The 23,887-nt window shown below is 37.4% G+C and carries 21 protein-coding genes; 6 read left to right on the top strand and 15 right to left on the bottom strand.

What is annotated here, in order from left to right; genetic code table 11:
• Positions 1–2: 2 nt before the first annotated feature.
• From NBX03_RS02620 to NBX03_RS02610, 3 genes are all read right to left on the bottom strand, one after another.
• Positions 3–890, bottom strand: a complete 888-nt coding sequence (locus NBX03_RS02620) for a diaminopimelate dehydrogenase (RefSeq protein ID WP_250229226.1) — start codon at positions 888–890, stop codon at positions 3–5.
• Between the two features lie 596 nt (positions 891–1,486).
• Positions 1,487–2,809, bottom strand: coding sequence for a glycoside hydrolase family 26 protein (locus tag NBX03_RS02615; protein ID WP_250229225.1), 1,323 nt, complete (start codon positions 2,807–2,809; stop codon positions 1,487–1,489).
• Positions 2,810–2,822: 13 nt separating this feature from the next.
• Positions 2,823–3,362, bottom strand: a complete 540-nt coding sequence (locus tag NBX03_RS02610; protein ID WP_250229224.1) for a Holliday junction resolvase RecU — start codon at positions 3,360–3,362, stop codon at positions 2,823–2,825.
• A 735-nt stretch (positions 3,363–4,097) separates the two neighbouring features.
• Between NBX03_RS02610 and NBX03_RS02605 the strand changes: the two genes are divergently transcribed.
• Complete coding sequence (locus NBX03_RS02605) at positions 4,098–4,661, top strand: DUF1836 domain-containing protein (RefSeq protein WP_250229223.1); 564 nt, start codon at positions 4,098–4,100, stop codon at positions 4,659–4,661.
• Between the two features lie 31 nt (positions 4,662–4,692).
• Here NBX03_RS02605 and asnB read toward each other — a convergent pair whose 3' ends face one another.
• Complete coding sequence (gene asnB, locus NBX03_RS02600; protein WP_250229222.1) at positions 4,693–6,522, bottom strand: asparagine synthase (glutamine-hydrolyzing); 1,830 nt, start codon at positions 6,520–6,522, stop codon at positions 4,693–4,695.
• 366 nt (positions 6,523–6,888) lie between these two features.
• On the opposite strand from asnB, the gene NBX03_RS02595 reads away from it, so the two are divergent.
• Entirely contained in the window at positions 6,889–7,821 is a 933-nt protein-coding gene (locus NBX03_RS02595) for a chemotaxis protein (protein ID WP_250229221.1), read from the top strand.
• Between the two features lie 147 nt (positions 7,822–7,968).
• On the opposite strand, the gene NBX03_RS02590 is transcribed toward NBX03_RS02595, so the two are convergent.
• The 7 genes from NBX03_RS02590 to aroB all read right to left on the bottom strand — a co-directional run bounded on the left by NBX03_RS02590 (position 7,969) and on the right by aroB (position 14,564).
• Entirely contained in the window at positions 7,969–8,529 is a 561-nt protein-coding gene (locus tag NBX03_RS02590; RefSeq protein WP_267134868.1) for a GNAT family N-acetyltransferase, read from the bottom strand.
• Positions 8,507–9,193 carry a DUF4230 domain-containing protein gene (locus tag NBX03_RS02585; protein ID WP_250229219.1) on the bottom strand — a complete coding sequence of 229 codons (687 nt, stop codon included), beginning with the start codon at positions 9,191–9,193 and terminating at the stop codon, positions 8,507–8,509. The genes NBX03_RS02590 and NBX03_RS02585 overlap by 23 nt, the downstream gene beginning before the upstream one ends.
• A 9-nt stretch (positions 9,194–9,202) precedes the next feature.
• Positions 9,203–10,474 carry a dihydroorotase gene (locus NBX03_RS02580; protein WP_250229218.1) on the bottom strand — a complete coding sequence of 424 codons (1,272 nt, stop codon included), beginning with the start codon at positions 10,472–10,474 and terminating at the stop codon, positions 9,203–9,205.
• A complete protein-coding gene (locus NBX03_RS02575; protein ID WP_250229217.1) occupies positions 10,471–11,403 on the bottom strand; it encodes an aspartate carbamoyltransferase catalytic subunit in 933 nt (310 codons plus the stop codon). Before NBX03_RS02575 ends, NBX03_RS02580 begins: the two co-directional genes overlap by 4 nt.
• Before the next feature lie 181 nt (positions 11,404–11,584).
• The gene (locus NBX03_RS02570) at positions 11,585–12,502 is read right to left on the bottom strand and encodes an RluA family pseudouridine synthase (protein WP_250229216.1); all 918 of its coding nucleotides are present in this window, start codon (positions 12,500–12,502) and stop codon (positions 11,585–11,587) included.
• The gene (gene lspA, locus NBX03_RS02565) at positions 12,495–12,974 is read right to left on the bottom strand and encodes a signal peptidase II (protein WP_250229215.1); all 480 of its coding nucleotides are present in this window, start codon (positions 12,972–12,974) and stop codon (positions 12,495–12,497) included. The genes NBX03_RS02570 and lspA overlap by 8 nt, the downstream gene beginning before the upstream one ends.
• A 501-nt stretch (positions 12,975–13,475) precedes the next feature.
• Complete coding sequence (gene aroB, locus NBX03_RS02560) at positions 13,476–14,564, bottom strand: 3-dehydroquinate synthase (protein WP_250229214.1); 1,089 nt, start codon at positions 14,562–14,564, stop codon at positions 13,476–13,478.
• A 221-nt stretch (positions 14,565–14,785) separates the two neighbouring features.
• Here aroB and NBX03_RS02555 point away from each other — a divergent pair, with 221 nt between their 5' ends.
• The 4 genes from NBX03_RS02555 to NBX03_RS02540 all read left to right on the top strand — a co-directional run bounded on the left by NBX03_RS02555 (position 14,786) and on the right by NBX03_RS02540 (position 17,833).
• On the top strand, positions 14,786–16,291 hold the full coding sequence (locus NBX03_RS02555) for a hypothetical protein (protein ID WP_250229213.1): 1,506 nt from the start codon (positions 14,786–14,788) through the stop codon (positions 16,289–16,291).
• A gap of 137 nt (positions 16,292–16,428) precedes the next feature.
• A complete protein-coding gene (gene rpsU / locus NBX03_RS02550) occupies positions 16,429–16,605 on the top strand; it encodes a 30S ribosomal protein S21 (RefSeq protein ID WP_250229212.1) in 177 nt (58 codons plus the stop codon).
• A gap of 22 nt (positions 16,606–16,627) precedes the next feature.
• A complete protein-coding gene (locus NBX03_RS02545; protein WP_250229211.1) occupies positions 16,628–17,077 on the top strand; it encodes a GatB/YqeY domain-containing protein in 450 nt (149 codons plus the stop codon).
• A gap of 318 nt (positions 17,078–17,395) precedes the next feature.
• Positions 17,396–17,833, top strand: a complete 438-nt coding sequence (locus tag NBX03_RS02540) for a Dps family protein (RefSeq protein ID WP_250229210.1) — start codon at positions 17,396–17,398, stop codon at positions 17,831–17,833.
• Positions 17,834–18,283: 450 nt separating this feature from the next.
• Here the strand turns inward: NBX03_RS02540 and pyrE are convergent, their stop codons facing one another.
• The 4 genes from pyrE to NBX03_RS02520 form a co-directional block, all read right to left on the bottom strand.
• Positions 18,284–18,958 carry an orotate phosphoribosyltransferase gene (gene pyrE, locus NBX03_RS02535; RefSeq protein WP_250229209.1) on the bottom strand — a complete coding sequence of 225 codons (675 nt, stop codon included), beginning with the start codon at positions 18,956–18,958 and terminating at the stop codon, positions 18,284–18,286.
• Between the two features lie 11 nt (positions 18,959–18,969).
• A complete protein-coding gene (locus NBX03_RS02530; RefSeq protein WP_250229208.1) occupies positions 18,970–20,142 on the bottom strand; it encodes a pyridoxal phosphate-dependent aminotransferase in 1,173 nt (390 codons plus the stop codon).
• A 332-nt stretch (positions 20,143–20,474) separates the two neighbouring features.
• Positions 20,475–21,470, bottom strand: a complete 996-nt coding sequence (holA, locus tag NBX03_RS02525) for a DNA polymerase III subunit delta (protein ID WP_250229207.1) — start codon at positions 21,468–21,470, stop codon at positions 20,475–20,477.
• 26 nt (positions 21,471–21,496) lie between these two features.
• Positions 21,497–23,848: a DNA internalization-related competence protein ComEC/Rec2 gene (locus NBX03_RS02520; protein ID WP_250229206.1), complete on the bottom strand. Its 2,352-nt coding sequence runs from the start codon at positions 23,846–23,848 to the stop codon at positions 21,497–21,499.
• Positions 23,849–23,887 lie beyond the last annotated feature (39 nt).

Raw genomic sequence — 23,887 nt, 5'->3', positions numbered from 1 at the left:
TCTTATACAAGATGTCTTATGGCTTCTTCTTTTGATCCGGGAAGAAGATCTATCACAGGTATTTCTATCATAGTATATGCCCCGGGATTTTGTCTCATGGAAGCTCTTGCACAGCTTACCATTACCTGAGAAGTAAGGGCGGGATTATTGATTTTCATATTAAACTCAAAAAGCTGATTGTCTGTCATTCCTGAAACGCCTTTTCTTACAAGATTTACACCGTGGCCCTTATCAATATAATCATTAATGTCGGCAACCTGTTTTACGTGGGTCTCGTCATAGGCAAAATAAGGATCGTTCTTAATATCCTTTGTAACTTCTTCAATATTTGCCCCTTCTTCAAGCTGAACATAAACCATTCTTCTATGAATGCCTGTTCCTGTGGGTATTGTAACGCTTAAAGCTCCTGCTACACCCTTTTTGCCCTTTACAGCAACCGTATGGCCCATGCTCATGCCCGGGCCGAAATTCGTATAGGTAATGCCTTTTGGCGCACACGCTTCTAAAAGGGTTCTTACGATGGAGTCACTGCCGGGGTCCCAGCCTGCCGAAATAATAGATACGGCGTTATTTTCTTTGGCATACTTACTGAGCTTTTCTCTTAATTCAAAAATTGTTCCGTGAATATCATAGCTATCTACAGTGTTTATACCGAGCTTAAGATATTTAGGCGCTTCTTCTTCTACGCTTCTCGTAGGGGTACATAAGATAGCAACGTCAACAGAGCCAAGCTTTTCAATGCTATCCACTACCTTAACGCCTTCAATGTCATTTTTAAGGCTTCTGCTTATGATGCCTACAAGCTCCATGTCCTTTGCTGCCTGTACCGCCTGAACCGCATATTTGCCGATATTTCCGTAACCAACTACTGCAACCTTAATTTTTTCCATATTGATTTCCCCTAAAAATAAGTTTTTTGTTATTATAATCTAACTGCCTTTTTTTGTCAAAACTTTTATATGCCCGAATATAGTAATATACCTTAAATAGGGTAACAAAAAACGTATATTTTGAATGGCTTCATTTAAACGCTTCTATAGATGAAACCGTTTATGAAAAATAGTTTTTTGTTACTGCCTTAAAGCTATATTACTATAAATATGAACATCGCAGCATTGTCAATTGAGCAAGAAAAAATACTGGAGAATCGAAAAGACCTCCGAACGCACAAAGAATCGTTTTATGAAACAAAAATTCTTTTTCTCTTCTTTGATTTTATTAGTTTTAAATCCAGATACCTATAGCAGAAAAAATTAAAAGTTCCGTCATTTTTCGCACGAAAAACTCGAAACTTTTAATTTTTCTGCACCTTATCGGGAATAAATATTGTTAAAGTGACTACAGTCTGCGCCGCTTTTAAAGACATATTTATTTTTCATATCTATTTACGTATGGTTAATTTTCTTTTATTTTGACTGTACGAAAGCTGCTCCAAGCATAAATAAAGTAAATTGACAAGGAATCTTTTTCAAGTTAATTTACTATGCTATTCCTTATTTATATTGTTTATATCTATCTTTTTATTCTTATAGTCAAAATTGCTTTTTGCTTTTGCTATATCTTTAAGGGAAAAATATTTTTCATCATTAAAGAGCTTATATTCTGCCTCCCCTTTAGGGTCTGCATTGAAAACCTCTAAAATAAAATTTTCCGGCAAATAAGCCTCTCCCTGATAATAAGCCCCTTCCTGAAAGGCTTTTACTTTTCCCATGAATTTATCTCCTCCGGCAGAAAAGTCAACCGCCTTTATAAACCCTGTATTTCCAGCGGCTTCCTTATAATATTGAAGCATGGTCTCATTATCCGTGATGCTGAAATTATCTGTCCCGGGGGTTTGATTTACCGGCTCAAGGCCATTATAGCTCATATAATTAATTGCCTTTATTCTTGGATAATCAGATATTACCGCATTATATACCTCTTTAAGGGCGTCTCCTGCTTCTTTTGAATAATAGGCATGGTTTTCGGAGGAAAAATGGCTTATGGCAAGCTCCGACACCATAACAGGCTTTCGATCCTGAAAGGTATTATAAAAATAGTCTATTTTCGGCAGTATATTCATATCGATTCCCTTGTCTTTATGGGCGGATTTCTTTATGCTTATTCCCACCCAGTCCACAGAATCGTCACCGGGGTAGTAATTATTTATAAGCGGAAGGTTTTTCTCGGATACAGTCCATACAAAAGCCACATTTGAGGCGTGTTCTTCAAATATATCCTTTGCCCTCTGATAAAAATCCCTGTAATTTTCAGGGTCATAAGGCATGTCCTCCGTTAAGGGATATAAATGCACAAACATAGGCACATAAAATTCCCCGAATTTTTTTGCCGCTGATTCAAGCTTTGCGTAGTCATAAGGGTTTTCTATGGAGTCGGGGTAAACGAATATATTTGGGGTTTTCATATTTGCGATACAGCTTAATATCCATTCTGTAGGCAAAGGGCTTGAAAGCTTGGTATAATAGCTGTATAGGCTGTGGTTTGCTTCCGTAAGGCTTTCGAATTTCTTTATGTCAAAGTCCACTGCCTTATCGGATAAGATATAGGCCCCTAGATAGCAGCCTTCTTCCGGCTCATAAAGTGCTGTCTCCATTTCCTTTTCATAGTAAATGGCAAGCATTGCCTCCGGCTCAGTTTTTTGAATTGTGGAAACTTCCACGGCTTCTTCCGTTATTTCGGGCGTATTTTCCGGCTCTCCTGTTCTTACGCAGGCCGAAAGGAGCATTATAACAAATATGATTAAAAAGGGCTTAATACGGCTCATAGTACCTCCTGCTTCTCTTTCATATGCCGCTATAAAAAGCTGCATACAAGTGAAATTCCTATAAGCCTTCCTTTATGATAATATCTCTGTTTATCCCTTCAAGATAATGAACATATGCCCCGTTTTTATTCTGTATTATAAAATCCTCGTGAAAAGCTTCATAAGGTATGCTTTTTCTGCCGCCTTTTACGGCAGTATCCCAATAAAATTTCAGCTCTCTGAAAGGAAGATAAAATATCCTGTCATAAAGAGTGAAATTAACCAGGAAAAAAGCAATGCCCTTTTGCTTTTCAAAATTCTCCATAAACTCGATCTGATGGGAATGGATATTCTGCATGGGAAGGCTCTTTCTGTTTGTTTCCTTGGCGTCAAAGCATATAGGTATGCCTTGGACCGCCCCTATGTAGTCTACCGTGCTCTTTTTCTCGAAATATGCGAGGGTAATGGTGTTTTTGCTTTTATCCATATTTACGGGTGTAATAGGCGTTGGTATCTTCTGTATAATTGCCAGATTTTTCTTTAAATATACCTCATTGGTAAGATTAATCATCTCCTCAAAGGTAGAGCCTCTTAATCCTCTTGTTTTAAAATACCCCATTTTTCTGCCTCCTTATTACAATAAAGTATAATTACAGAAAAATATATATGCAAGCCTTTTCTCTCAGGATGAACACTTGAAAGTGTTTGCCCCGAAGTCAAAATTTTATTTTGGCGATACACTATAGGAAGGCTTGCAAAGTTTCCAGAGAAACCTTATAAGTCTCTGCAATTTTACGGAAATAAATTGCTACGGTCAAAAAATCCGGCCGTAAAACATAATACCAAAGGCATTATGCTCAGGTTTTTGCTAGTCAAAAATACTCCCATCAAGTTGGTTAAGTCTTCAACACTAAAGTAAAATAATTTAATTACCGGAACAAAAACCGTGTATTTTATCCTTAGTGAACCTGAAAACACTTACAGAGAAGCTAGCTAAACGTTCCTTTGTAGGCAGCAAAGACCTTTTCAGCTTTGTTGCCTATGAATGGCTTCATATAAGTGTTTCTATTATATTTAAGCCGTTTATGAAAAATAGGTTTTTGTTCCTACCGGAAAGTTATTTTGCTATAAAATTAAAATCTTATTCAGTATTTTTCGTGGGTTTCTCGTTTTTCCCCTTTTCCCCGTGGTCATAGGTATTTCCTATGTAGTTTACAAAACCATATTATATGGTTGCAATATTATAATTTTTTGTATATAATTGAAACTGAATATTAAGACTAGGATTTATTAAATATTAAAATAATCTTTTATTTTAATATTTAATAAATTTATCTATGAAAGGTACAGTGTTATGGAGGAAAAAGACTTTATTAAAATTATAGATGCCGAAGAAATCCCCAATATCCGGCTTTATATGGACCAGGTTACTACCTTTATGGAGGAGAACCTGTCTTCCTATAAGAGAACAAACGATGATAAAATTATTACAAAAACCATGATAAATAATTATACAAAAGGCAGAATACTTCCTCCTCCTGACAGAAAGAAATATTCCTCCTCTCAGATGATGCTTCTGATTATGATTTTTCATTTGAAATACAGCCTGTCTATTGCTGATATAGGCAAGCTCTTAAATTCAGATATTATTAAAGAAAGCGGTATTGAAACCATTTATGAGCTTTTTACAAGGGCTCAGGAAGCAGAAAAATCCCATATCGAAAGTGTCTGGGAAACGGCCCATGCACTTGCAGAAGAAGAGATACAAAGAGTCATAGGAACTTTAAATGTCAAAAATAAAGATGAGCTGAAAGCCCTTCTTTTAATACTCTATCTTTCAATTGACGCCGCTACGAAAAAGCAAATAGCCGAAAGCCTTATAGATCAGTATTTCTCAAAGGTAAAGCCAGGAAAATAAATTCAAAAGCCCCGGAAATCCGGGGCTTTTATTAATTAAAATACGCTCTGTACCAAATCAAAAACATAAATACAGTCCATATTTTTCTGCTGTTGTCTGCTTTTCCTGCTCTATGGCCGTCTAAAAGAGCGCTAAGCTTTTCTTTATTGAAAAAAAGCTCCGCATTTTCGCTTTCAAATTCAGCTTTAACAATATGATAATACTTGTCTTCTTTAAGCCATATTCTTATGGGAACAGGGAATCCAAGCTTTTTCTTATTGGCAACGTCTTCCGGCAGATGCCTTTTTGCAGCCATTCTAAAGGCATATTTTGTCGCTGTTTTATTTACCCTGTAATTAACGGGAATTTTAGATGCTATTTTAAATATTTCCTTATCGAGATAAGGAACCCTTACTTCAAGGGAATGAGCCATGCTCATTTTATCCGCCTTTAAGAGAATATCTCCTATAAGCCAAAGGTGGATGTCTATATACTGCATTTTTGTAATATCGTCGTAATTTTTTATTTTTTCGTATAAAGGCCCTGTAATTTCCATAGGGTCAAATTTTCCTGCGGGATCTTTTAAAATAGCTTCCCTTTCACTTTTGGAAAACACGTTGGCGTTTCCTATGAAACGTTCTTCAACAGTTTTAGAGCCCCTGATAAAGAAATTCTTTCCCTTTATTTTAAAGGGGATTTTGGAAGCAATTTTTCCTAAAAGCCTTCTGATGGGCATAGGCAGGTCGGTTAATATTTTAAGGTCTATGGGCTCTTTATAAATATTATATCCGCCGAAAAATTCGTCTGCGCCTTCTCCCGAAAGGGCTACCTTCACATGCTGTGATGCCATCTGGCTTACAAAATAAAGAGCGATTGCGGCGGCGTCTGCCAAAGGCTCGTCCATCTGATACTGAACCTTAGGAAGCACGTCCCAAAATTCCTCTGTGGTAATTGTTTTGGAATAATTTTCTATTCCTACCTTTTCCGAAAGGCTTTTGGCATATTCTATTTCATTGTAATTATCATAATCAAAGCCTACGGTAAAAGTCTTATCCCCTTTAAAGCAGGCGGCCACATAGCTTGAGTCAACGCCGCTTGAAAGAAAGGAGCCTACTTCTACGTCGCTTATTTTATGCATTTTTATAGACTCTTCAACGCCTTTATCTATGGCGTCTATGGCTTCCGTAAGGCTGAGAGCTTTATCAGGCGTAAATTCCGGCTGGAAATACCTGATTTTTTCCAGCTGGTTTTCTTTAAAAATAAGGTAATGGGAAGGCATAAGCTTATAAATACCCTTAAAAAACGTCTCTTCAAGAACAGAATACTGAAAGGTAAGATAGTTTTCCAAGGCAAGGGTATTCACTTCTTTTTTTATGCCCGGATATTCCAATATGCTTTTTATTTCAGAGGCAAACACCAGCTCACCGTTACACAAGGCATAATAAAAGGGCTTTATCCCGAAAAAATCTCTGGCACAGAAAAGCTCGTCCTTTTCCATATCGTAAATTGCAAAGGCAAACATTCCTCTGATATGGTTTAAAAGCCCTGTTCCGTATTCCTCATAAAGATGTATCAGAACTTCCGTATCGGAATTCGTTGAAAAAACATGGTCCTTTTCAATCATTTCAGCCCTCAAAGACTGATAGTTATATATTTCGCCGTTAAAAACGATAACCTTGGTTCTATCCTCGTTATATATCGGCTGTGAACCTTCGTCAAGGTCAATGATACTGAGCCTTCTAAAACCCAGCATGATATTTTCGCCTTCGTAAGTTCCTTCACTGTCAGGCCCTCTGTGGATTATTTTATCCATCATATTGTTTAAGGCGCTTCCATGAAAATCCTCTTTTTCATGCCGGGTAAAACCGCATAAGCCGCACATAGGCTTTCCTCCTAAGTCTTGAACTATATATAATCACTTAAGCATACGGGCTTAAGCGTTTATTGTCCGCATATTTCTATTAATTTATTAATACAGCAGTCAGCTTTAAAAAAGCCCATTGACTGCAAGGCTGAACTCGACTTACTATAAATAAAAATATTAGCATAAATTAAAAATAAAATCAACAAACCTAAACCTTATGCCGATATATAATATTAAGAGGTATTACTTTAATTATTTGCCATTTTATAGTATAATCATACGTAATTATACTACCAAGAAATCAAAGGGCTTTATTATTTTAGTCCTTCACGGATTACCGGCATTCATTATGGATTTTTATAAATATCAGCAAGGAGGTCAATTATGGCTGTACAAAGCAAAGAAGATATGCTTATAGAAGCCGGCAGCAACGAGCTTCAGGTTATGGAATTTAAAATAGGCGGCAGAAGCTTCGGTATAAATGTTGCTAAAATACTTGAAATCATGCAGTATGAGCCTGTTATGTCCATACCCCATACAAGCCCTTATGTGGAGGGTGTTTTTAAACCAAGGGATAAAATCATTACTGTCGTTAATTTAGCTGCCTATCTGGGGCTTCCCGAATCGGAGCATCCCGAAAGAGACATTATGATTGTTACCCATTTTAACAGTCTTACAACGGCGTTTCATGTTCATTCTGTTGAGCTTATTCAAAAGCTTTCATGGACGGATCTTGAAAAGCCGGATAAAACCATATACGGCGGAATGGAAACCCTTGCTGTGGGAATAGCAAGGATAGAAGATAGATTAATTACCATATTGGATTTTGAAAAAGTGCTTTCCGATATAGGCTCCGATAAGAGCTTTGACCCCAAGCGTTTTGAAACCCGTAAATTCCAAAGGCAAATTCAAAACGACGTCTTTGTGGTTGAAGACTCAAGCTTCCTGAAAGAGATGATTATAAACTGCCTGGATACGGCAGGATATAAGAATATCCGCTCCTTTTCGAACGGCCAGGAAGCCTGGGACGAAATTGTAAAAATAAAAGAAGAAAATGATGATATTTTTAACCATGTTTCATGTATCATAACAGATATAGAAATGCCCCAGATGGACGGATATACTTTACTAAAAAAGATAAAAACAGACCCGGTTTTAGCCCCCGTCCCTGTTATTATATTCTCTTCTTTAATCAGCGACGATATGAAAATAAAAGGCGATTCCTTAGGAGCCAACGCTCAGGTTGCAAAGCCTGAGATAGAAGACTTGGTTGAAATCCTTGACGGATACATTTTAACAAGAAATAAAAATAAATAGATATACATAATGAATACAATTTTAATCTTACTATAAAAAAGCTTATAGGCATTTTCTGCGGCCTATAAGCTTTTTTTATTTAAGGTCAAGTGTATTTACTATAGCCCTATGGAAAACTTATTCCATTAAAACACATGAAGACTGTTTTTAAGTTTCATAAGCATACTCGTCTTTCAAAAGCCTGTAAATAACTCTTGTTTTCAATTTTCCGTCATGATATTCATAGTCTCTAAGCTCCGCTTCCTTAATGAGCCCTATTTTTTTCATCAGGGCTTCTGAAGGTGCATTTTCTTTAAGGCATGAACAGTAAAGCCTGATTAGGTCCCCTTCTTTAAAGGCAAATTCTATCAGCCTTTTGGCGGCTTCCGATGCATAGCCTTTTCTCTGCATTTCTTCTCTGATAAAATAGCCCAGTTCCCCCATGTTTCCTAAAGGGGTAAAGGACGTAATGCTATAGCCTATTTCACCTACGTGAATTCCGTCTTTTGTTTCTATTCTCAGAAAATATTTGCTTCTTTTTTCTTCCTTCGAGGCATTCAGGGTAACATTGAAATTCTCACGGCTTTCTTTAAGCGAATGGGTAAGAACTTCCGGCATATAATACATGTTTTTTTCATTGCTTATAAGCTCATGATGGCTTTCAAAATCTGCTTCCACATGGTCTCTTAAAATAAGTCTTTCACTTTCAAGCCAAATCAGATTCCTCACCCTTTAAAATTATTATGATTTCATACTTAGATAATTCCGTTTTGGAAAGGGCCGCCTTAAACAATTCCTTTGCTGCCGCTTCCGTCCTTTTTTCAGCTTCTCGGATAAAATCATTGCCGTTTATTTTTGCCTTTAAAAGCTCTTCTGCCCTTATTTGAAGCTGATTAAATTCCTCCATGGATATCTTTACGTCTCCAAAGCGAAGAAGCCCCTTCTCCGTATTTCCGTATAAGGTTTTTTCAGGGTCATAGGCTATGTAAGAAAGCTCAGGCCTTGCTATCGTAATGGCAACGGTTTTATTCCCGTCGTCTATCAATATACTGTCCGGTCCAAGGCCTTCAAGGCTTACGGTAAAGACGCCGTCGGCGTAGAAGCTTATTTCCTGGCTTTTTCTGAAAATCTCTGAATTGAAATAGCTGTCATCATAGTAAATTTTTTCTCTGGCCCCTACTTCCATTACCACAAGCTTTGCATTGGTTTCCATGGCCTCAATAAGAACATCTTCTGCTATGATTCTGTTGGAAATACCCTTAACCCCCGCTAATTGAGATATGCCTGAAATGGAGTTAGGATCAATCTCCTTATTTACGGTGTCATTAAGAATATATCCGCCGAAAACCGCCATTGAAATAACGGCTAAAAATAATATAATCTTATTTTTCATAGTTCTCTCCTAGCTTGAATATACTATTTCTCCCTTTACAATAGTATATACGAGTTTTCCGCAAATTTCGCTTCCGCTATAAGGAGAATATTTTGCCTTTGACACGAATTTTTCCGGTAATATATAATATGACTTATTTTTATTAAATATAATAATGTCCCCGTCGTAACCTTCTTTTATCCTTCCTTTGCCATTTATTTTAAGTATTTCTGCCGGATTTTTGCAGAACTTTTCGCATAAATGGCCCATAGTCATAAGCCCTTTGGAAACAAGGGCATCATAGCTTATGGAAAAGGCGGTTTCAAGAGACGATATGCCAAAGCTTGCAAGGTCAAATTCCGTATCCTTGCTTTCTATGGTATCGGGGGAATGGCCTGTTGAAATAACATCTATGGTATCATCAAGAAGGCCTTCTTTAATTGCCTCTACGTCTTCTTTGCTTCTTAAAGGCGGGCTTACCTTGGCAAAGGTATTATAGCCCTTTATGCTTTCGTCTGTAAGGGTAAAGTAATGGGGCTTGGTTTCGCAGGTAATATTAATCCCCTTTTTCTTGGCCATTCTGATAAGCTCAACGCTCCCCTTTGTCGTAACGGAGGAAATATGGAGCCTTGCCCTTGTATGCTCTGCAAGGATGATATTTCTTGCAACATAGGTTTCCTCTGCCTCTTTGGGTATTCCCTTAAGGCCGTAGGCCGTTGATATTCTTCCGCTGTTAGCCACGCCGTCTCTGGCAATATCGTTATCCTGGCACATGGCTATCACAGGGATGCCGAACATTTTTGAATATGTCAGTATATTTCTCATTAAGAAAGCATTGGGAATAGATATGCCTCCGTCTGAAAGGCCTACGATGCCTGCGTTTACCATTTCACCGATTTCTGCCATTTCTCTGCATTCCATACCTCTTGTCATGCTGCCGTATACATAAATATTGGTTGAAGCCTGCTTTTTGCTTTTTGATATGATGTAGTTTACAACGGTTTTATTGTCGATGACGGGCAAAGTATTAGGCTGGCAGGTTATGGAGGTAAAGCCGCCCCTTGCCGCAGCCTTTGATACAGATAAAATATCTTCTTTATTTTCATATCCCGGGTCACATATATTACAATCCATATCTATAAGACCCGGGAGGACGAAATTTCCTTCTGCGTCTACAAAAGAATCTCCGTTTTCTATTTTCTCGGATATTTCAACGATTTTACCGTCGTCAACTGCAATAGATTTTATTTCTTCTCTTCCGTCTTTATGAGGAATACAGGCATTTTTTATAATTAATCTCATATCATGATCCCTCCCCTTAAAGAAAGAATATAGAGCATTGCCATTCTTACGGCTACGCCGTTTGCTATCTGGTCATTTACAAGGCATCGGCTTGAGTCTATAAGCCCCGATGAAATTTCAATCCCTCTTTTAATAGGCCCCGGGTGCATGATAATGACGTCTTTTTTAGCCTCCGCAATAAGGCGGCTATTAATCTCAAACAAATTCTTATATTCGTTAAAAGAAGGCAAAGTATTTACATACTGGTCCTCTTCTTGCATCATTCTTAAAGACATAATAACGTCTGCATCTTTTACGGCGTCTTCCGGGTCCATATATACGGAAACCCCGAAGCTTTCGATGTCCTCCGGAATAAGAGTAAGGGGCCCCGATACGGAAACTTCTGCTCCAAGCTTTAAAAGAGCCCATATATTGCTTCTTGCTACTCTGCTGTTTAAAACATCCCCTATTAAGGCTACTTTAAGCCCTTCAACCCTTCCTTTCTCGCCCCTTATGGTCATAAGGTCCAGAAGAGACTGGCTGGGGTTTTCATTTAAGCCGTCACCGGCGTTGATTACGCAGGAGGATACGTTTTCCGCAAGAAACTGGGCGCTTCCCGACATGGGATGGCGTATCACGATAAAATCCGCCCCCATCTGGTCGACAATTCTTCCCATATCAAGAATACTCTCCTTTGCTTCAAGGGAGTGGGATACGGTCATATCAACGATATTGGCGCTTAAGTACTGCCCTGCAAGCTCATAGCTTACCTTTGTTCTTGATTTATTTTCATAGAAAAGAAGAACTATGGATTTCCCCTGCAAATGGGGCGCTTTTTTATTCTTTTGGTTAAACACGTATTTCATGGTCTCTGCCGTATCTAAAATGTAAAGGATTTCTTCAGCAGTTAAATCCTTGAGACCGATAAAGTCTTTTCTTTTAATAACCATAGCACACCTCTTAAAAGTCCTGAGCATATTTTATAGTAAATTTATCATAAAGAAGCAGCAAAAGCCTATCCCCATCAGGCTCAAAAACACGGATTTCCTTCGGAAACGGTATATTTTTGAGCCTTCGTGAATATACGGCTTTGCTACTATTTAACTTTAAATTTACTATAATTGTTGAAAATCACTGCATTCTGAGTATCCTTAAAATATCCTTAAAATAATCAGGGGTGGGCGATGAAAACTCCATATATTCTCCCGTTGCAGGGTGGATAAAGCCCAAAAGGCCGGCATGAAGCGCCTGCCCGTTTAATTTAAAGGGCTGTTTTTTATAGCCGTAAACCAAATCCCCTAAAATGGGATAACCCATATAAGAAAGATGAACCCTAATCTGGTGGGTTCTGCCTGTTTCAAGCCTTGCTTCCACATGGGTAAACTTGCCGAAGCTTTCCAATACAGTAATATAAGTTACGGCCCTTTTGGAATTTTTATCAGTAACGCACATTTTCTTTCTGTTCAGAGGGTTTCTGCCTATGGGAGCGTCTATTTTAATGCTCTCTTCTTTTATAGTATTAAATGTGACAGCCTCATATTTTCTGTTTATGCTGTGCTCTGCAAATTGCCCGCTTAATTTTTGATGGCTTATATCGTTTTTTGCTGCGACGATGATTCCTGAGGTATCCTTATCGATTCTGTGGACGATACCGGGCCTTAGCTCGCCGTTAATACCGGAGAGCCCGTTTCTGCAGTGATACATAAGCGCGTTAACGACGGTTCCCGTATAATGCCCCGGAGCCGGGTGAACCACCATGCCCTGGGGCTTATTGATAATGATGATATCGCCGTCTTCATATACGATATCAAGGGGTATATTTTCCGCCTCTATATTAAGCTCTATGGGTTCAGGAAGAAAAAGCGCAACTTCGTCGTCAAGGCTAAGCTTGTAGCTGGGCTTTACAATTTTTCCGTTTACCGTAACCATGCCGCCTGCCATCAGCTTTTGTATAGCGTTTCTTGATTTTTCCTTCATATTCAAAGAAAGAAAAACGTCTATACGTTCTCCTTCCTCTTCGTCTATATGAAACAGGTATTTTTCACTCATTGTCATCACTTTCTAATTCTTTGGAGAAAAATATATATAAAAGGGCAAGGCTTATGGTGCCTACAACCACATAAATATCTGCTACGTTAAATATGGGGAAATTAATAAACTCTGTTTTAAAAAAATCAATTACATAACCGTTTAAAAGCCTGTCTATGGAGTTGCCTATGGCCCCTGCGCATATTATGATGAGGCAGGCCTTCACAAGCTTTGATATTTTATCTTCGCCAAGACGCCTGTAATAATAAATTACGATCATGAGAATGATTACGGCAAAGGTTAGAAAAAACCATCTGCCGCCTTTAAAAAGCCCGAAGGCCATGCCTTGATTTGTATGATAAGAAAGACTTAATATGCCGTCTATAATACTGAAATCCCCTTGATTCATTAAATTTGTTCTGGCTAAAGATTTTGTAAGCTGGTCTATAAACACAAGAATTGCAAGAACAGCCGACGGAAAAAATGCTTTCATAATATTTCCCCTTTCAGAAAAAATACTTATATAATTATCTTGCTTTTATCCTGATTTATACTAAACGTTATTCGTAAATAAGTTAAGATTCGTTTTTACATGCAAGCCCTAAGCGAACTTAAAAATTTATCAGGGGTCAGCTTGTAATTGGTTTAAAAGAGCATCTCCTTATAATTAATAAAAATCTTTTCATTTTTGTTAGGCAGTGTCTGAAAACCGGAAAACCGACAAGAATGATAAATAAACTAAAGTTTATTTATCATTTTACAGCAGAAATACATTTTTCAGCCTTAAAGCTAAAAAAGTATTGTTTGTAAGGAAGTGTGAATTCGAGGAGAAAACCGCAAAGATAGCATGCATTTACATTTTTGCTTTATGCAAAAATGTTGAGCGTGCAGGTTTACCCTGGGTAAACCTGTACGGCATTTCTTGAGGATTTACGACGATGAAGTCGCACTTTTATGGCAAAGTATCCTAGAGTTTGGAGTTTTCAGACACGCCCTAACTAAATTCGATAATTTCTTCTAAAGCCGTAAAAATGTCCTCTTTCGTCACAGCCTTTGTGGAAACTGCCTTTCCCATTTCCGAAAGAATAACAAAAGTGAGTACATTATTCCTTGCTTTTTTATCATAAAACATCTGGTCGTAAATACTTTTTGATGCTATTCCTGAAACTTTAGAAGGAAAGTCAAAATAGCTTAAAAGCGCCTTTACTTCTTCTATATCTTCTTTTCTAATGTTGCCGTATTTTAGGCTTAAGTTAAGGGCGCAAATCATTCCCAGTGCAACGCATTTTCCATGGGGAATGGTAAAGCCTGAAAGGGATTCTATGGCATGGCCTGCAGTGTGTCCGAAATTAAGTATTTCTCTTAATCCTTGTTCTGTTTCATCCTGGGCCACTACTCTTGCCTTTATTTCGCAGGAGCCTTCTATTATATAAGAAAGGGTATCCTTTTTTCTTTCCTTTATGCTTTCTTTATTTTTAAAAATATAGTCAAAATAAGCTTTATCCATGATAAGGCCATGTTTTATTACCTCACCCATGCCCGATATGAATTCGTCATAGGGAAGGGTTTCTATGGCAGATACATTGGCATAGACAAATTCAGGCTGATAAAAAGCGCCTATGATATTTTTGCCCCCTGAAAAATCAACACCAGTTTTTCCTCCGACGCTGCTGTCCACTTGAGAAAGAAGGGTTGTAGGAACTTGGATAAATTTTATGCCCCGCATATAGGTTGCCGCAGCAAAGCCTGCCATATCACCGCATACACCCCCGCCAAGAGCAATGATTGCAGAGCTTCTGTCAAGCTTATTGGAAATGCAGCTTTCATATATCCCTTTTATTGTATCAAGGGTTTTATTTTCTTCTCCGGCAGGAAATACATGAACACATATATTTTCTTCTATATCCTTTAATGCTTCTTTCAAATCCGCTAAATAAAGCTTCTCTACGTTTGAATCCGTAACAATAAGTATTTTAGCCTTCAGAAGCCCTGATTTTTCAATACAGGCTTTTAAGCCGGAGAAATCCTTTTCTATATATATGGGGTATTCCTTGGTTTTCGCATTTACGTTTAAAAGAGCCATTTTTTCTCCTTAATTTGCTTTTTAAAAGTTCAGATAATGATAAGTAAAAATACATAAATTTCCTTAACCATCATAATACCATATCTTAAACTGCAGTGTCAAAAACTCAATTAGAAAAACAAAATATTCCGCCGAAAATTTTCTGTAACAGTTATTCATTATAGTGTCATTATTAAGCAAAGTAAATTATAGAATATAGAAAAACCATAGTGAGGTGCATTATGAATAACAATTACATATTGAGGCTTAAAAACAGCCTGCTGAGTTTCTATTACTTAGAAGATAAGGGTATTATGGTAAAAAAGTATGAAAACGGCAAATTCAGCCAGCCGGAAGTTTTGTTTCAAGACGCTTTGCCTGACTTTACATTGAGCATTAAAAACGGAGAACCGAATATTTTCTGCAGGGACAAATCTGGAAGCATCTTTCTGATTTCAAGGCAGAACGACGTATATTCCGCCCAGGCAATCCTTAAAAACAAATCGGAGCAGGTACATAAGATTCTTTTCCATTCTCTCGGGCAGGATAAAAACATGAGTCTTATTTACAATATACCCGAAACCGGAAAAAGGTATAAACTTTTAAAGCAGTCCTTATCGGAAGACGGCGTTTGGGATAAACCTAAAGATATCGATATCTTCCAAGGATTTAAAGATAAAATGTTTTCAATTCAAACAATTGGGCAAAATCATCATATAATAATATATATGGATGCAGGAGGAACCTTGGGATACAGGGAAATAAATCCTGAAAAACACAGTGAATTCTGCCCCATAGCCCCATTATCGGATAATATTTTGGATTACAGCATTCTTGCTACAAACGACGCAATCCATTTTCTCTATATAACGGGAAATTTCTTTAATCTGCGTCTTATGTACAAGAAAAAAACAGATGACACCTTTACAAAGCCCATAATCCTTTGGGAAGGCCAGAGAATAGACAATTGCCTTTTATGGATTAATTCAGATGATCTTATTGCGTCTTTTATGTCCGGCAAAAGCCTCTATATGCAAAAATCTACAAATAACGGCAATACCTTTTATCAGCCTGAAATTTATAAAAATAAATTCTGCCTGAATCCTATAAGGGCGTCCTATATTTCTGAAATGCCAATGGATAAAAGCGATTTCTTCGTAAGAGAAGTATATATCGATATGTATAATCCCTGGGACGTTCAAATTCTTCCCGATATATCGAGAAATTTCCTTCCGGATGTGATTATTCCAGAGCCTGTACCTGTTGAGCCGGAGATAAAAGAGCCGGAGCCCAAGCCTGCAGAAAACACAACGCCTGATATGATTATGGAAAGGCTTAATAAAATTGCAAGCGAAAATCAGGATTTAAGGTACCGGTATGCAAAAGCCGCGGAAGAATTAGGTGAAAGAACAAACGCAATGGAAAGAATGAAAAGGAGCTTTGAAGAAGACAGGCAGAAATATGAAAGCGAAATCGTAAGCCTGAAAAATAATCTTGCCGTTCTTGAGGCTTCATGGAAGGCTCTGGCTGCTCAAAAGGCTCATGAGGCTGAAATCATAAAAGAAGAAAACAGGGCGCCTTTGGAAAATGTTTATGCTGAGGTATCCGTTTCAGAAGAACCCGAAGAGCATGAAATATATCCTGCCGAAGCGCTGGAAGAAACAGAGGATAATGAAATATACTCTGCCGAAACGCTGGAAGAGACAGAGGAAAATAACGAAGATCAGAATATTAAAGATACTTTTTAATGTTTTTTGATACTTTCGGCATCTTTCTGGCTTCAAATATGTAAATTATAATTGACTGTTATTATTATTTTGTGTATAATTTCTAAGACGAATGATTTCTATAATCTCGCAACACATAACCGGAGGGAGGGAAATTCATGTCAGAGGTTAAAATTAAAGATAACGAGTCCTTAGACAGCGCTCTTCGTCGCTTTAAGAGAAACTGCGCTAAAGCAGGTATAATGGGAGAAGTACGTAAAAGAGAGCACTACGACAAGCCCAGCGTTAAACGCAAGAAAAAGTCTGAGGCTGCAAGAAAGCGTAAATATAACTAATTCTAATTGATGGGTGGTTCCTATGTCTTTAAAAGAGCAGCTCTTTAGTGACCTGAAAGAAGCTATGCGGGAAAAAGACACCCTTCGTAAGGACACCATACAGATTGTCCGCGCAGGTATCCTTCAAATTGAGAAGGATGAAAAAATCGTGCTTGACGATTTTGGTGTAATCGATGTTATTTCCAGAGAGTTAAAAAAGAGAAACGATGTTCTCCCAGATTATGAAAAAAGCGGGCGGGAAGATTCTGTAAAGGAAATACTCAGACAAATTGAACTCTTGAAATCCTACCTTCCAAAGCAATTATCTGAAAATGAGATTGAAACTATCGTAGCTTCTGCCATTGAAAAATTAAATGCAAGCTCTATGAAGGATATGGGCGCCGTTATGGCCGCTGTTACTCCTGAGCTTAAAGGCAAAGCCGATAATAAAACCGTTAGCGGCATCGTTAAAAAACTTTTAAATAAGCAATAGTTTCTTATTTATCCCCGTTTTATTTTCATAAAACGGGGATTTTAATATGCTGTAATTTAAAAGAGTTAAAATATAATTATTATTAATTGATAATCATTATTAATTATGTAAAGAGATTTTATTTTGAACTATAATCCCTTGTATATATTGCTGCATTCCTTCTTGTTTTTATGTCATAAACCAATAATACTTGCCTTAAGTTTGTTTAAATTGATAAATTTCAAAATATTTATACCATAATTATATATTGCAAAAATGCACAATTATGGTACACTTAAATAAAGTTAACAAAAACAAATACAAAAGGAGGCAATTAATATGAGTTTAGTAAATAAGTTAAATGAGTTTTTAGCAAATCAACAGGTTTTCTATGTAAAGCTTCATAACCTTCATTGGTATGTGGTAGGTCCTTCTTTTTTCACCTTGCATGCCAAATTTGAGGAATTGTACGATGAATCGGCTGCTATTGTTGACGACGTTGCTGAGAGAATTCTCGCCTTAGGCGGAAGCCCTGTTGCAAGCGTGAAAAAGGCTTCTGAAATTGCCACTATAAAAGAACTCTGTGATGAAAAAATTTCCGGTGACGATTCTGTAAAAACTCTTATTGAAGACGTGAAATTCTTTAATAACTTAAGCAAAGAAATCCGCAGCCTTGCCGGAGAAGAAGGCGACGGCGTAACGGAAGACCAGTTCAACAATTATGTTGGTGCTTATGAAAAACTTCTTTGGATGCTTGAAGCTTATTTATGCAAATAATATGATTGACTTTTAATTATAGTAAAACAAATAAATACTATAAAACCGTGTATTCGGAATAATTCACACTATAGTAAATTTCACTGAAGGTTGTAATAAAAATCTATTTTTCATAAATGGCTTAAACATATAAAACCTCTATGTTTAAGCCCTTCAAAACATGCGATTTTTATTACTGTTTAATTTGAAATTCACGATATACTGTCCGAAGGGAATTCGTGTTTTAAGTCCATAGGGAATCGTTTTTTGTTATTTCTTTATAAAAACTTACTGTGCTTTGCTTTTGTTTTACTATAAAATGAAGGCCGGATTCTAAAGAATATAAGCTTTAGAATCCGGCCTTACTGTTTTATAAATTTATTATATCGCCTAATCCATAACATAAGGCATATGCTCTCTATGGGCATAAGAATCCTTACTGTTTCATGTGAAATTAGCTATCTATGATTATTATTCGGTTACACAGTATTCAGCCATATAAGCTTCTATGGAAGCCTTTATTGCGTCGTTCATTATTATTTTTCCGTCAATTTCTTTATTGTAAAGGATTTCAATAATGTCTTTTACGCTTACGATAGGATAGGTGTCGATGTTAAATTCCTCTTTAACCTCTGATATTGCCGTTTTCCCGTTATAGCCTTTTTCCATTCTGTCAACGGATATAACCATGCTGCCGATATGAACATCTGCTTTTGCTTTCAAAATAGGTACGCTTTCTCTAACGGAGGTTCCGGCGGTGATAACATCTTCAATAATCAATGCCCGATCCCCGTCCTTCGGCTGATAAGCCACGATTACGCCGCCCTCTCCGTGGTCTTTGGCTTCTTTTCTGTTAAAGCAATAAGGCATTTCAATATTATATTTATTGTAAAGGGCTATGGAAACGGCCGCCGCAAGGGGGATACCCTTATAAGCCGGACCGTAAAGAAAATCCACCTTGTCTTTAAGCTTATCCATGATAAGGTCCGCGTAAAATTCTCCTAAAAGCTTAAGCTCTCTTCCTGTGCTGTAATTTCCGGTATTAATGAAATAAGGGGAAAGCCTTCCGCTTTTGGTCTTAAACTCACCGAATTTTAATACGCCGGCTTCAAGCATAAGCCTTACAAATTTCTCTTTATAATCCATACTGTACGCTCCTATCCGTTAATTTCCGCCATAAACTGCTCTATAATATCTATGGCATTTTTAAGTTCTTCCATAGAGTAGGCATAAGAAACCCTCACAAAGCCCTCTCCGCAGGCACCAAAGGCAGTTCCCGGAACGATGGCTACTTTTTTCGTAAAAAGAAGCTTCTCGCAGAATTCATCGCTTGTCATTTTAGATTTTTCTATTGAGGGAAATACGTAAAAGGCCCCTAAAGGCTCAAAGCAATCCATTCCAATGGCTCTAAATCTCTCTACAACGTATTGTCGTCTTTCATCGTATTCCAAGCGCATTTGCTCAACAGAATCCATGCTGTTTTTTAAAGCCTCAAGCCCTGCATATTGGCTCATGGTAGGCGCACACATGATAACATACTGGTGTATCTTTGTCATTGCGGAAATAATCTCTTTAGGACCTGCCGCATAGCCAAGTCTCCAGCCTGTCATGGCAAAGGCCTTGGAAAATCCATTAAGAACAATGGTCCTTTCGTACATTCCCGGAAGAGAGGCAATACTTACGTGCTTTCTGCCGCCGTAAGTAAGCTCTGAATATATTTCATCGGTGATTACAAGAATATCATTCTTTACTAAAATATCTGCTATTTTCTCCAAATCTTCCTTTTCCATAATAGCCCCTGTAGGGTTATTGGGATAATTTAAAAGGAGAACCTTAGTTTTCGGTGTTATGGCTTTTTCCAAATCCTCCGGCGTAAGCCTGAACTGATTCTCATTTCTTGTTACTATGGGAACAGGAACGCCCCCTGCCATAACGATACAAGGCATATACGATACATAGCAAGGCTCATGATACAATACTTCATCGCCTGGGTCTATTAGGGCCCGAAGAGCAATGTCGATTCCCTCGCTTGCCCCTACAGTTACAATCACCTGATCTTTAGAATCATATTCCAATTGAAATCTTTCTTTAAGGTATCTGCTTATTTCTTTTCTAAGCTCTTTCGTGCCTAAATTTGAGGTATAGGTGGTTTTGCCTTCCTCTATGCTTTCTATAGCCTTTTTTCTGATGTTTATAGGGGTGTCAAAATCCGGTTCCCCTACGCCTAAAGAAATGACCCCCTCCATCTCCGCCGCAACATCAAAAAACTTCCTTATCCCCGAAAACGGCATTTCCTTAACCTTATTGGATATATAATTCTTCTCTTGCATAAATTCCCTCCAAACATCAATTTTATAATAAGTATACCCCATTTATCTCATTATTTAGGGTAAATGTATTTGGTAAAAAAATCAAGCTAAAATTTATTCAGCCTTATAAAACTTTAAAACAGCTTTTTTAGTTTATTTACTCTACAGTCAATTTAGTTTTATTCCACTGTAAGTATCTGGCTTTAGAAGGCATAAAAAATACTAAGGGAAAATGAAAAATTACACAAGCCTAAGCTTATAAGTAGTTTTTATCTGAGCGCCTTTTTATAGTTGATAAAGCCTTTTTATCTTTGTGAATTATAGGAGAAAAACGAATTGACAATACTGCTATTTCATATTAATTCAAGTACGCCTGAGTATTTTACAATAAGCATTTCTACCCCCAGCTTATCTCCCATTCGGCCTGTTTTTATAGCAACATCCGTTTCAAGGCATTCTTTCAGGGCTGAAATCAGTGTTTCTCTTGAAAACTTTTCCCCCTGCTTCATTGCCTCGCTTACGACAAAGCTATGAAGGGAGAGCTCCGTTCCGATTTCCTGAGAGCTAAGACCCCTATATTCCTTCACTTGAAGAATGATTCTAAACTGCCTTGCAAGCATGGAAAGAACCATTATAGGCGATTCCTTTAAAAGCATAAGATTAGAATATATTTCAAGGGCCTTTGCGGTATTTTTCATTCCGATTGCCCCTGTAAGGTCAAATATTCTTGATTCTATGCTTTTCGTGCAGATAGTATCAATATCAGCCTTCGTTACGTTTTTTTCAACATAATTGGAAAGCTTCTCTATTTCCCTTTCCATAAGCTCCATATTGGGCGATACGCTTCGTATAAAATAAGCTGCCGTCCCTTGGTTCATACCGATGTTAAGCTTCATAAACCGCCTTACAACCCAGCCTGTAAGCTCTGCTTCCTTTAAGAATTTAAATTCTACGGCCTTACCTTCTTTATTTACGAATTTATAAAGGGCGCTTCTTTTATCGACCTCGTCTTCTATAAATACAATTACGGTGCTTTCAGGTATATCCTTAAGCTCCTCAAGGATATACTGGCTGTCGTTTTTTCTGCCGTTTATAAAAAGCCTGCTGTCTTTTACGGCAATAAGCCTTCTTTCCTTCATAAAGGGCATGGTTTTAAGGGCATCGGCTATTTTCGTAACGTCACAGCTTTTGCCTTCAAAGGTATCATAGTTCATCATGTCCTTTTCGCCTTCAAATAAGGCCTTCTCTATTAAATTAAGATATTGGCGCTTAAGATAGCCTTCTTCTCCGTAAAATAAATAAAGGTCACTTATTTTATTATTTTTTATTTCCTCTGCCAGCTTTTTCATATTTCACCTTAATCTTTAATCCTGTTTTAATTCAGCATGGTTTCTATTTTTATTTTTCTTCCGTCTGTTTTTATTATAACAGTTCCTCTGTCGGCAGTTGAAAACAGCGTAATATTCTCTTCTGCAAGCCGATTTAAAAGGTCTTCCCCCGGCTGATTGAAATTATTTCTTTTGGCCACGCTTACTATGGCAGCCTTCGGGGCTGTTTTTTCAATAAATTTATCAGAGGTGGAATTATTGGAACCGTGGTGGGCAATTTTTAGTATATCACATTTTATATTCCCATTTGCCATAAGCTTTTCTTCCGTTTCAAAGCCAATGTCACCTGTAAATAAGAAGCTCACGTCTTCATATAAAAGCTTTATCACAAGAGATGCGTCATTAATATCCTTATAATAAGCGTTCTTTTCCGGTGAGAGAATAAGAAACTGGAATCCGTCCTTTGAGGATATGGCTTCTCCTTCAGAAAGAAAGATAATCTTCGTATTATTTTCTTTTGCGGCGTATTCAAGGTTTTTATACATACTGCTTTCTTTATCGGCTGTAGACGGAAGAACCACAAATTCCACTTCTTTTATATACAGAAGCTCAATTATACCATATGCATGGTCAGCGTCAAGATGAGATATAAAGGCGGCTTTTATTTTATCTATTCCCTGATGGCTTAAATAAGGTGAAATTACTTTAAAGCCGGTATTTTCCCCTAAGCCTATATTATTCCACCCTCCGCCGTCTATTAAAAAGGTGTCTGAACTGCCTTCTACGATAAAGCAGTCTCCCTGCCCTACGTCAAGCATTGTTATGCTTAAGGGTCTCGGGTAAATTTCGTATATAATATTGGACCCTATAAAAATTAATATTGCCATTCCCAAGGTTTTGAGCTCTTTGGGATTTAATTTAGGTTCCGAAAATAATCTTATAAATAAAATATAGCATATGTAAAAAAGAAAAGTAATAAAAACAGGCTTTGTTCCTATAGAAATATAGGAATAAGGAAGCTCAATAAAAAACAGGCAGACAACCTCATAAAACTTAAGTATAAAAAACACGATTCCGCTTAAAACCTCGGCAAATCCCGTACTTATCATACCCGAAAGAGCCATAATGAAGCTTGAAACCGTAAGTAAAGACGTAAAGGGAAGCAGAATAATATTAATTAATACCGAATAAGGGGATATGTAATTAAAATGGTGAATAAGGATAGGGCTTGAGCCTATAAAGGCGGCAATGCTTGAAGCTATAGCCAGGCGGGCTTTCGTATAATGAACAAGCCTATTTCCCAAGGGTATTTTCAAAAGTATAAGGCCTATGAGCCTATTGATGGGCTCTGTTCCCGTTATAATTGAAAAAACACATGCAAAGGAAAGCTGAAAGCCTGCATTAAAAATAAAAACAGGATTATATAAAACCAGAACAGAAGCCGAAAAAGCCGTAGACGTGAGGGGGTCTGCATCTCTGTAAAAGGACCTGCCTAAAATAAAAGCGGAGGTCATAATAACCGCCCTTACAGAAGATACCCCTGCGCCTGTAAGCATACAGTATAATACAATTGCGAGAATACTCAAAACAGCGCTTATATCCAGAGGAAATATATAAGATAGAAGTTTATATAGCATAAATGCTATTAAAGTAATATGAAACCCTGAAATAACGATGATATGAAAAATCCCCGTCTTCTTATAAAGCTCTGAAATTTCATCATTTAAATCTTCCGTATCCCCTATGGTCATTGCTTTTATGATTCCGCTTTCCTGCTTGGAAAGGGTGGTATCAAAGATATTTCCTATTCTTTTGTTTAAGCTGCCCATTGCAGAAAGCAAGCCCTTGCTTTTACCGTAATCCTGAGCCTTATCCGCATAAACCTTATATTTTATATTCTGAGAGGTCAAATATACATATTCATCAAAACCTCCCGGAATACGCTGTTTTTCAGGAAATAAAATTGTTCCTTCGGCATAGAGTATTGTTCCTGCTTCATAATATTTATTTTCAGGAAGATAAATCCTTGCTTTAAAATTGCCGTCAAAAACATTATTTGCAAGATATATCTTTCTTATTCTTACGTCGGCTTTTTGCTTTCCAGAGGATGTACTGGAAACCCTTTCAATAACGCCATAAAGGCCGGCCCTCTTTTCATGAAGGGCGGCCTCGTTTATGATTTTTTCATGTTTCGCTGCAGGCATATAAAGGCTTATAGGGCCGAAAGCCCAGAATAAAATAAATATAAATGCGCCCTTCCATTTCAGCTTTTTATAAAGGAATACTGAAAATAACGCCGTAATAAAAATACCTATAGCCCATAAAGCCTCATTAAAATAAAAATATGTCAGCACAGAGCCTATTAAAATAACCATGCCTTGAACCATCGGTCTTTTCATAGTTCACCTTTGTACTATAGCCAGCTTGCTTTTAATATT

The organism is Anaeropeptidivorans aminofermentans, assembly GCF_940670685.1.
GTDB lineage: Bacteria > Bacillota > Clostridia > Lachnospirales > UBA5962 > Anaeropeptidivorans > Anaeropeptidivorans aminofermentans.
The sequence above is the reverse complement of the archived record's forward strand: the minus strand, read 5'-3'. Positions and strand labels throughout refer to the sequence as shown.